Source organism: Methylobacterium gregans (genome assembly GCF_022179245.1).
In the GTDB taxonomy this organism is placed as follows: Bacteria; Pseudomonadota; Alphaproteobacteria; order Rhizobiales; family Beijerinckiaceae; genus Methylobacterium; species Methylobacterium gregans.
The window spans coordinates 1-9,760 of sequence record NZ_BPQM01000172.1; the positions used below are offsets into that span (position 1 = coordinate 1).

Sequence of the window (9,760 nt, forward strand, 5' to 3'; positions counted from 1 at the left end):
GCCGCGCTCGCCGACCTGCTGGATCTCCCGGCGGCGGCGCCCGCGCAGACCCTCACCGCCGTGCTGCTGCGGGCGGGCGGCGCCCGCCTCGCCCTCGCGGTCGAGCGGCTGCACGACGTGCGCACCCTCCTCGTCCTGCCGGTGCCGCCGGTCGGCGCCGACCCGGACCTCGTCGCCGGCACCGCGATCCTGCCCGGCGACGCGCCGGTGCTGGTGCTGGACCCGGAAGGCCTCGCCGCGCGCGCTGTCGGCGCCGCACCGGTCGCGGGGGACGTTGGGCCCGTGCCCGAAATGGACAGCGCGACCGTCGGAACCGGGCCGGAATCGCGACGTTCGACGTTGCGCGCGACGATTCTGGTCGTGGACGATTCCATCACCACCCGCACCCTGGAGAAAGGCATCTTGGAAGCGGCCGGATACCGCGTGGTCGTCTGCGTCGACGGGCAGGACGCCCTCGACCGGCTCCGGGCCGAGATCGAGCCGGTGGACCTCGTCCTCGCCGACGTGGAGATGCCGCGCCTCGACGGGTTCGGCCTGCTCCGGGCACTCCGGGCGGACGAGCGCTTCCGCCGCCTGCCCGCCGTGCTGATGACATCGCGCGGCGATCCCGAGGACGTCGCCCGCGGCCTCGAACTCGGCGCCGACGCCTACCTGACCAAGCAGAAGTTCGACCAGCGCGGGCTCCTCGACACGATCGGGCGCCTGCTGTGAGCGGGGCCGGCACCGTGCAGGGCGGGGTTCATGGCGGGCGCGTCCGCGTGATGCTGGTCGAGGACAGCCTCGTGGTGCGCGAACTGCTGCGCCACATCGTCTCCCGCGACCCGCGCCTGGAGATCGTCGGCGCGGTCGCCTCCGGCGAGGAGGCGCTGACGATGATCGACGTCGTGCGCCCCGACGTGATCTCGATGGATATCCGCCTCCCCGGCATCGACGGGCTGGAGACCACCCGTCGGATCATGACCGAGCGCCCGACACCGATCGTGGTGGTGGCGGATTCGGTCGAGGATTCCTCGCTGCGCATCTCCATGAACGCGCTCCGGGCCGGCGCTCTCTCGGTGGTCGAGAAGCCGGTGGCGACCACGCATGCGGGCTACGAGAGCATCGCGGGCGAGATCTGCACGCAGCTGCGGATCATGGCCCAGGTTCCGGTGATCCGCCGCCGCCCGATCGGCACCGAGTGGGCCGGTCGCGCCCCGTCCGCCCGCCCCACCGCCGCGGCGACCGGGCTCCAGGCGCCGACCGTGCTCGGCATCGCCGCCTCGACCGGCGGGCCTCCGGCGCTCGCCCGGGTGCTCGGTGCCCTACCGGCGGATTTCCCCCTCCCCGTTCTCCTCGTCCAGCACATGGGCGCGGCCTTCATGGACGGCTTCGCGAACTGGCTCGACGGGGTGGTGCCGCTGGCGGTCGGCATCGCCCGCGATGGCGAGCAGGCGAAGGCGGGCCGCGTCTACGTGGCGCCGGGCGACCGCCACCTCGAACTCGGCCCCAACCGCAGCCTGCGCATCCTCGATACCGCCCCGGTCTCGGGCCAGCGCCCGGCCGCGACCGTGCTGTTCCGCGCGATGGCCCGCCAATGCGGCGCCTCCGGCATCGGCGTGCTGCTCACCGGCATGGGCGAGGACGGGGCGCTCGGCCTCCTCGACATGCAGACGGCCGGCGCCCAGACCATCGCCGAGCACGAGAGCACCGCCGTCGTCTACGGCATGCCGGCCGCCGCGGTGCGGCTCGGCGCGGCGCGCAGCGTCCTGCCCCTCGACAAGGTGGCGGGCCAGATCCTGCGCCTGGTCGATCCCGAGGCAGCCCCGTGAGCGCCGCTGCGGAGCCCGCTCCGCCCCCGCGCATCCTCCTCGTGGAGGATTCGGAGACTCAGGCCCTGGAGCTGCGCCTGCTGCTCGAAGGGAGCGGCTTCGCGGTCGCGCGCGTGCCGACCGCGGAGGCCGCCCTCGACCACCTGAACCAGGAACTGCCCGACCTCGTCGTGGCCGATTATCACCTGCCCGGCATGAACGGCGACGAGCTGACCCGGCAGATGCGCCTCTCGCTGCGTACCCGGGCGCTGCCGCTGCTGATGCTGACCGGGGCCCGCGAGGGCGAGCGCCAGGGCCTGGAGAGCGGCGCCGACGCCTACGTCGCCAAGTCCGACGACCGCGACCTCCTGGTCCTGCGCATCCGCGCGCTGCTGCGCGAGCGCGGCAAGCCCGGCGCTTCCGAGGCGCCGGGCGCGGCGGGGTTCCGGCGCGGGCGCGTCCTCGTCATCGACGGCAGCGCCACCTACCGTACCTTTCTGGCGGGCCTGCTCGGCCAGGAGGGCCACGCCGTCACCACGGCGGACGGGCCCGCGGACGCGCTCGCCGCCCTCGACCAAGAGGGCGAGCCCTTCGACTGCGTCACCCTTGACCTGCTGAGCCCAGCCTATGACGGGCTGGACCTGTGCCGGGCGGTCGATGCACGCCGCGCCAGCCGGGCGGACGGGGCGGGCTTCCACCTCGTCGGCATCTCGGGCTCGATGCCGGCCAAGGACTTCCTCGTGCGCGCCTACGCGGCCGGCGCCGACGACGTGGTGGCGAAGAGCGACGCCGAAGTACTGGCGCTGCGGGTGCGCGGCCTCGTGCGCCGCCGCCTGCTGGAGGAGGACGACCGCCGCATCGCGGGCGAGTTCGGCGTCCGCGAGCGGGCGGTGGAGCGCGCCCGCGCCGAGGCGGAGGCGGCGGAGGCGCGTGCCAGCCTCGCGGACGCGCTGGAACAGGCCAACAGCGACCTCGCCACGGCCAACCGCCGGTTGACCGAGGCGCAGGCCAAGCTCGTCCAGGCCGCCAAGATGGCATCGCTCGGCGAACTGGTCGCGGGCATCGCCCACGAGATCAACAACCCGCTGGCCTTCATCCTGGCCCACCAGGGCACGGTCGAGCGCCTTCTCGGCGAGCTGCCCACGCCCGGCGACGAGCGCGGCGCGAAAGGTCTCGCCAAGGCCCGCGACCGAGTCGGCGCCATGCGGATGGGCCTGACCCGGATCCAGGATCTCGTGCTCAACCTGCGCAAGTTCTCGCGCCTCGACGAGGGCGAGCGGGCTCTCGTCAATGTGCCGGAGGCGATCGAGACCGTGCTGGCGCTGATCCAGCACAAGCTCGGAACCGGCATCGCGGTAGAGCGCGACTTCGCCGGGCGGGCCGAGATCCGCTGCACCCCCGCGCTGCTCAACCAGGTGGTGATGAACATCCTCTCCAACGCCGCCGACGCGATGCCCGAGGGCGGCACCATCCGGGTCGCCACCCGGGCGAGCGAGGAGACCGACGAGATCCGCATCTGCGATACCGGCCCCGGCATCCCGGAGGATCTGCGCGAGAAGATCTTCGAGCCGTTCTTCACCACCAAGCCGGTTGGATCCGGCACCGGACTCGGCCTCGCGATTGCCTACAGCGTCGTTCAGGCGCATAGCGGCGTGCTCAGTGTGGAGACGGCCCCCGGGGGTGGTGCCTGCTTCGTGATCGGGATCCCGCGGCAGGCTGTGGACGCATGACGCACGGTATCCAGGACGCTTTCCGAGAGGACGGGGCGGGTTTGGCGGCGAATCGCGGCACGATCCTGGCCGTCGACGACGAGCCGGACATCCTGATCGCCCTCGAGGATCTGTTCGAGGACGCGTATCGGGTCCTCACCAGCCCGAAGCCCGCCGAGGCGCTGGAGATCCTGCGGGCCGAGCCAGACATCGCCGTGGTGATCTCGGACCAGCGCATGCCGGGCATGACCGGCGACGCGCTGCTCGCCGAGGCGCGCACCTTCCACGACGCCCAGGCCATCCTGCTCACGGGCTACGCCGACATCACGGCGGTGATCGCCGCGCTCAACCGCGGCGGCATCATCGGCTACGTCACGAAGCCCTGGGACGCGGGGCTCCTGCGCGGCACCGTCCGCACCGCCTTCGACCGCCACCGGCTCGGGCGGGATCTCGCCACCGAGCGGGCCCTGCTGCGCGGCCTGCTCGACCACGCCGACGAGGCGATCTCCTTCAAGGACGCGGACGGCCGCTTCGTGCGCCTCAACGCCCGCAAGGCGGCGCTCCTCGGCCGCTCGGTCGCCGACAGCCTCGGCCGGCGCGAGGTGGATCTCGGTCCCGTGGCCGCCGCGAGCGCGGCGGCGGACGTGGCCGCGATCCGCTCCGGCGAAGTCGGCAACGTCCTCGTCTCCGAGGGGCCCGCCGGGGCCGAGCGCTGGACGCAGGTGGTGCGGGTGCCGATCCGCGACGCCGCAGGCGCCGTCGCCCACCTCGCCACCATCGAGCGCGACGTCACCGAGCAGAAGAGCCTGGAGGCGCGCCTGCGCCAGTCCGACAAGATGCAGGCGCTGGGCACGCTCGCCGGGGGCATCGCGCACGACTTCAACAACCTGCTCACCGCGATCCTCGGCAGCCTGGAACTCGCCGTGCCGAAGGTCGAGGGCCAGCCCCGCGTCCAGCGCCTGATCGAGAACGCCCGGGGGGCGGCCGAGCGCGGGGCCTCGCTGACGAAGCGCCTCCTCAGCTTCAGCCGCACCCACGACCTGCACGCCCGCGCCACCGACGTGAACGCGCTCATCACCGGCATGAGCGACCTGTTCGGCCGCAGCCTCGGCGGGTTGGTGAGCGTGCGGACCGACCTCGCCGCGGACCTGCCGGCCGCGCAGGTGGACCCCGACCAGCTCGAGCTCGCGGTCCTGAACCTCTGCATCAACGCCCGCGACGCGATGCCGGACGGCGGCACGATCGTGGTGGCGACCGACCGGCTCGTCATCGCCGACGACCCCGACCTCGCCCCGGGCGCCTACGTGCGGGTGAGCGTGACGGACGAGGGAAGCGGCATCCCGCCCGAGATCCTGAAGCGGGTCTGCGAGCCCTTCTTCACCACAAAGGCGGTCGGCCAGGGCACCGGGCTCGGACTCGCCATGGTGTTCGGCCTCGCACAGCAGTCGAAGGGCCGCTTCAACATCGAGAGCACGGTCGGGCGCGGCACCCGCGTCGAGCTCGCCCTGCCCTGCGCCGAGGGCGCGGCCGAGGCCGAGGTGGCCGAGGACGCGGACATCCCCCTGGCGAGCCGGCCCGCCCGCGTCCTCGTGGTGGACGACGACCCGGAGGTGCGCCACGTCACCGCCTCCTTCGTCCGCCGCTTCGGCTACCGCGAGACCGAGGCCGAGAGCGGCGCGGCGGCCGTCGCGATCCTGGAGCGCGAGGCCTTCGACCTCGTGGTGGCGGATCTCGCCATGCCGGGGATGAGCGGCGTCGACCTGGCGAACCTCGTGCGGTCGCGCTGGCCGGACCTGCCGGTCCTGATCCTCACCGGCCACGCCGACGCGATCGAGATCCCCGAGGACCTGCCGGTCCTGGCCAAGCCCTTCCAGTCGGCTGAGCTGGCGCGGCGGCTCTCGGCGCTGCTGACCTGAGGGCCGGCGGGGCGGCGCTCAAGGGGTGCCAGCCAACCCGATCGCCTCGTGCAGCACGCGTCGGCCGAGATCGAGAACCGGGAGCGCGCGATCGAGCCGCCGACGCCACTGCGAGTCAGGCGCGCTCATCGAGCCCGAGCCGTGTGGCATCATCCGGCGGCAGGCAGCGTCGCGCGCCCTGCGCGAGGGCCGCGTAGCCGACCGCGCCGCTGCGGGCGAGATCGCTGAGCGTCTCGACCTCGACCTCGTCGAAGAAGGCGTAGAGATCCGGCGGGCACGCAGCATCGGGGGCGTTCAGTGCCGCCGGCAGCGCCGCGGCATCGACCGGGTCGGGGATCGAGGCATTGATGTGCCGCACCGCCAGCGGCCGTTCGGCGGCCCGGCGCAGAGCTGTCGCCATATGCGCCGCCGTTATCGGTACGGAGCATCCTGCACGCGGTCGCCCCCGACATGAAGAAGGCGGCCCCGGGGGGCCGCCTTCCGTGGAACACCGCTGGTGCCGAACCGGCTCAGGCCGCGTCGGCGACCTGGGACGGGCCCGAATCCTTGCCGCGGGCGTCGACGTCGCGGTCGACGAACTCGATCACGGCCATCGGGGCGTTGTCGCCGTGGCGGAAGCCCGCCTTCATGATGCGGCAGTAGCCGCCCGGGCGGCCCTGGTAGCGCGGGCCCAGCACCGTGAAGAGCTTCTTGACCATGTCGGCGTCGCGCAGCTGCGCCATCGCCAGGCGGCGGGTGTGGACGCTGTCGGTGCGGCCGAGCGAGATCAGCTTCTCGACGACCGGACGCAGGTCCTTCGCCTTCGGCAGGGTGGTGATGATCTGCTCGTGCTTGATCAGCGCGGCGGACATGTTGGCGAACATCGCCTTGCGATGCTCGGCCGTGCGGTTGAAGCGGCGACCGCGGTAACCGTGACGCATTGTGCTGGCCTTTCCGTATGCTGCCGGCCGCCGTGCCAAGGAACGGCCGGTGCCTCCTCAAGAGGCGTCTTCGTTCTCCGCATAACCCCGCGGCGGGATCTTTTGGGACTGCCCGCCCCGGCTGCGCTGGGGCGGGAGGTCGAGCGCGACGGCGCCGAGATGCGCCGCCCAAGTCAAGGCCGGGGCGGCTTCGCCCCCCTCAGTAGTGCTCCTCGAAGCGCTTGGCGAGGTCCTCGATGTTCTCCGGCGGCCAGCCGGGGATGTCCATGCCGAGGTGCAGGCCCATGCCGGCGAGCACTTCCTTGATCTCGTTGAGCGACTTGCGGCCGAAGTTCGGCGTGCGCAGCATCTCGCCCTCGGACTTCTGGATGAGGTCGCCGATGTAGACGATGTTGTCGTTCTTCAGGCAGTTCGCCGAACGGACCGAGAGCTCCAGCTCGTCCACCTTCTTGAGCAGCGCCGGGTTGAAGGGCAGCTGCGGCGCGAGCGGGGCGGCCTCCTCCTTCCGCGGATCCTCGAAGTTCACGAAGACCTGCAGCTGGTCCTGGATGATGCGCGCGGCGTAGGCCAGCGCGTCCTCCGGCGAGACCGCGCCGTTGGTCTCGACCGTCATGGTCAGCTTGTCCTTGTCGAGATCCTGGCCCTCACGGGTGTTCTCGACGCGGTAGGAGACCTTGGTGACGGGCGAGAACAGCGAGTCGACCGGGATCAGGCCGATCGGCGCGTCCTCGGGGCGGTTGCGCTCGGCCGGGACGTAGCCCTTGCCGGTGGCGACCGTGAACTCCATGCGGATCTCGGCGCCGTCGTCGAGCGTGCAGATCACGAGGTCGGGGTTCAGCACCTGCACGTCGCCGGTGACCGCGATGTCGCCGGCCGTGACGAGGCCCGGGCCGGTCTTGCGCAGCGTCATGCGCTTCGGGGTGTCCGACTGCGAGCGGATCGCGATCGTCTTGATGTTCAGGACGATGTCGGTGACGTCCTCGCGCACGCCCGGAATCGAGGAGAACTCGTGCAGCACGCCGTCGATCTGGACGGCGGTGACGGCCGCGCCCTGGAGCGAGGAGAGCAGCACGCGGCGGAGCGAGTTGCCGAGGGTGGTGCCGAAGCCGCGCTCCAGCGGCTCGGCCACGACGGTGGCGACGCGCTTCGGGTCGTCGCCGGTCGTCACCTGCAGCTTGTTCGGCTTGATCAGCTCTTGCCAGTTCTTCTGAATGACCACGGTCCTACCTCTCGCCTCTCACGCGCCGCGCCCCGGGACGCCACGCGTTTCGGCCGGTCCGCCGGGCTGCCCCCGCCTGCGGAACCGGTCCCTGAATGAAACCTACTGCGCGGCGACCCAGAGCTCCGGCACGAAGCTGTAGGCCGCCCCGTCCCGCGCCACGTAGCCGAGCGCGGGGAATTCGAGGTGGTTGCCGGCCACGAAGCTGCGGTCGCTCGCCACCATGTCCAGCATGCGCTTGCGGGTCTCGCGCGCCTGCTCGACGTCGACGTCGAAGACCATGCCGGCCTCCGGCTGCTTGAACTGGATCGCGGGCAGATGCACCACGTCGGTCCAGCTGAACAGGCTCTTGTCCCCGGAAACGATCCGGAAGCCCGTGTGCCCCGGCGTGTGGCCGGGCAGGTGCACGGCCTCGATGCCGGGCAGAACCTCGCCGCCCCGGTGATAGCGCAGGCGGCCGCCGTAGGGCGCCACCGCTTTCTGGGCGTTCTCGAAATAGGCCTTGGCGCCCTCCGGCGCGCGCGCCAGCGCGTCCTCGCCGAGCCAGTGCGCCGCCTCGTCGGTGTGCAGCACGATCTCGGCGTTCGGGTAGAGCCCCTGCCCCCGGTCGTCGATCAGGCCGCCGACATGGTCGGGATGCAGGTGCGAGACCAGTACCGTGCCGATCTCCTCGGGCTTGACGCCCGTGAGCGCCAGCGCCGCGGGCAGATGGCCGAGCGTCGGACCGCCGAGGCCGCCCATCCCGGTATCGATCAGAGCGGGCTTGCGGCCCGGGCCGGTGATCAGGAAGGCGTTCAGCGTGATCCGCGGATCCTGCGCGCGGAAGCCGGCCGCCTGAAGGCTGCCGGCCTCGTCCTTGGAGATGCCCGCGACCAGATCGAGGGAGCCCTGCAGGTATCCGTCGTTGAGGACCGTAACCGTGAGGTCGCCGACCGGCCAACGCAGGACGCCTGGAAGTGCCTTCGAGCTGTCCGTCACGCAGATCTCCCCGTTCGCTTGCGGTTGAGGGCGGCGCCGCCGAAACGACTCCGCCCGCCCAGTCGCACGGCCCCGCGACGGGGCCGTGTCGGTCGCCCGATTAGACGCGGCGACGCTTGCGCGGACGGCAGCCGTTGTGCGGGATCGAGGTCACGTCGCGGATCGAGGTGACGGTGAAGCCCGCGGCCTGGAGGGCGCGCAGCGCCGACTCGCGGCCCGAACCGGGGCCCGAGACCTCGACCTCGAGGGTGCGCATGCCGTGCTCGGCGGCCTTGCGAGCGGCGTCCTCGGCGGCGACCTGCGCGGCGTAGGGGGTCGACTTGCGCGAGCCCTTGAAGCCCATCGCGCCCGACGAGGACCACGAGATCGTGTTGCCCTGCGCGTCGGTGATGGTCACCATCGTGTTGTTGAACGAGGCGTTCACGTGCGCGACGCCCGAGACGATGTTCTTGCGCTCGCGGCGGCGGACGCGTTGCGGTTCCTTGGCCATGTTCTGCTCGTCGGTCCTTCAGGCACGCCCGTAATGCCAGGCGCTCGGGATTCTTTGGGATTTGGCGGCGCGCCTTTGCGGGATCGCGGCGCCTGTCCGGGGCCACAGAGGGACACCCGCACGACGGAGAGGAGGCCGAGCGAAGCACGGCCTCCCGAGTCCAAAAACTTACTTCTTCTTGCCGGCGATCGGCTTCGCCTTGCCCTTGCGGGTGCGGGCGTTGGTGTGGGTGCGCTGGCCGCGGACGGGCAGCTGCTTGCGGTGACGGAGGCCGCGGTAGCAGGCCAGGTCCATCAGGCGCTTGATGTTCATCGAGACTTCGCGGCGCAGATCGCCCTCGACGATGTAGTCGCGGTCGATCGTCTCGCGGATCTGGAGCACCTCGGCGTCGGTGAGCTGGTTCACGCGGCGCTCGGCCGGGATGCCGACCTTGCCGGTGATCTCCTCGGCCTTCTTGGGGCCGATGCCGTGGATGTACTGCAGCGCGATGACGACGCGCTTGCCGGTCGGGATGTTGACGCCTGCGATACGGGCCAAGATAACGCTCCATGGTGCCGAACCGGGGGGTTCGGTGCCGGGCCCGGGGCCCGGTCTTCTGGTTGCCGCGCGTCCGGTGGAGTCCGGCCCTTGCGCGTCCGTCGAACGACGACGCGGCCCGCGGCCGCCCGATCAGGGCACCTCGAGCCACGTTTCGAATGGACGAAGACCGGCCCGCGCTAGCAGGCCGGTCTTCGTCCATTC

Annotated in this window: 10 protein-coding genes; 4 read left to right on the forward strand and 6 right to left on the reverse strand. The window is 71.8% G+C overall.

Annotated features, from left to right (window positions below; translation table 11 throughout):
• The 4 genes from MFF54_RS26130 to MFF54_RS26145 form a co-directional block, all read left to right on the forward strand.
• Positions 1 to 711: response regulator (locus tag MFF54_RS26130; protein ID WP_238307114.1), on the forward strand; the 711-nt coding region annotated here is incomplete at its 5' end.
• 50 nt (positions 712 to 761) lie between these two features.
• On the forward strand, positions 762 to 1,808 hold the full coding sequence (cheB, locus tag MFF54_RS26135) for a chemotaxis-specific protein-glutamate methyltransferase CheB (protein WP_238307120.1): 1,047 nt from the start codon (positions 762 to 764) through the stop codon (positions 1,806 to 1,808).
• Positions 1,805 to 3,517, forward strand: coding sequence for a response regulator (locus MFF54_RS26140; protein ID WP_238307115.1), 1,713 nt, complete (start codon positions 1,805 to 1,807; stop codon positions 3,515 to 3,517). The genes cheB and MFF54_RS26140 overlap by 4 nt, the downstream gene beginning before the upstream one ends.
• The gene (locus tag MFF54_RS26145) at positions 3,514 to 5,412 is read left to right on the forward strand and encodes a response regulator (protein WP_238307116.1); all 1,899 of its coding nucleotides are present in this window, start codon (positions 3,514 to 3,516) and stop codon (positions 5,410 to 5,412) included. Before MFF54_RS26140 ends, MFF54_RS26145 begins: the two co-directional genes overlap by 4 nt.
• 115 nt (positions 5,413 to 5,527) lie before the next feature.
• Here the strand turns inward: MFF54_RS26145 and MFF54_RS26150 are convergent, their stop codons facing one another.
• The 6 genes from MFF54_RS26150 to rpsM form a co-directional block, all read right to left on the reverse strand.
• Positions 5,528 to 5,812, reverse strand: a complete 285-nt coding sequence (locus MFF54_RS26150; protein ID WP_238307117.1) for a hypothetical protein — start codon at positions 5,810 to 5,812, stop codon at positions 5,528 to 5,530.
• 109 nt (positions 5,813 to 5,921) lie between these two features.
• Positions 5,922 to 6,332, reverse strand: a complete 411-nt coding sequence (rplQ, locus tag MFF54_RS26155; RefSeq protein ID WP_238307118.1) for a 50S ribosomal protein L17 — start codon at positions 6,330 to 6,332, stop codon at positions 5,922 to 5,924.
• A gap of 199 nt (positions 6,333 to 6,531) precedes the next feature.
• Complete coding sequence (locus tag MFF54_RS26160) at positions 6,532 to 7,551, reverse strand: DNA-directed RNA polymerase subunit alpha (protein WP_066917989.1); 1,020 nt, start codon at positions 7,549 to 7,551, stop codon at positions 6,532 to 6,534.
• Between the two features lie 102 nt (positions 7,552 to 7,653).
• Positions 7,654 to 8,529: an MBL fold metallo-hydrolase gene (locus MFF54_RS26165; RefSeq protein WP_238307119.1), complete on the reverse strand. Its 876-nt coding sequence runs from the start codon at positions 8,527 to 8,529 to the stop codon at positions 7,654 to 7,656.
• 100 nt (positions 8,530 to 8,629) lie between these two features.
• Positions 8,630 to 9,019 carry a 30S ribosomal protein S11 gene (gene rpsK / locus MFF54_RS26170; RefSeq protein WP_066917992.1) on the reverse strand — a complete coding sequence of 130 codons (390 nt, stop codon included), beginning with the start codon at positions 9,017 to 9,019 and terminating at the stop codon, positions 8,630 to 8,632.
• 168 nt (positions 9,020 to 9,187) lie between these two features.
• Positions 9,188 to 9,556, reverse strand: a complete 369-nt coding sequence (gene rpsM, locus MFF54_RS26175; protein ID WP_066917993.1) for a 30S ribosomal protein S13 — start codon at positions 9,554 to 9,556, stop codon at positions 9,188 to 9,190.
• Between the last annotated feature and the right edge of the window lie 204 nt (positions 9,557 to 9,760).

Bases quoted from the DNA above. Each gene is read 5' to 3' on its own strand.
- cheB (WP_238307120.1), top strand. From the start codon at position 762: ATGCTGGTCGAGGACAGCCTCGTGGTGCGCGAACTGCTGCGCCACATC.
- MFF54_RS26145 (WP_238307116.1), top strand. From the start codon at position 3,514: ATGACGCACGGTATCCAGGACGCTTTCCGAGAGGACGGGGCGGGTTTG.
- MFF54_RS26150 (WP_238307117.1), bottom strand. From the start codon at position 5,812: ATGGCGACAGCTCTGCGCCGGGCCGCCGAACGGCCGCTGGCGGTGCGG.
- rplQ (WP_238307118.1), bottom strand. From the start codon at position 6,332: ATGCGTCACGGTTACCGCGGTCGCCGCTTCAACCGCACGGCCGAGCAT.
- rpsK (WP_066917992.1), bottom strand. From the start codon at position 9,019: ATGGCCAAGGAACCGCAACGCGTCCGCCGCCGCGAGCGCAAGAACATC.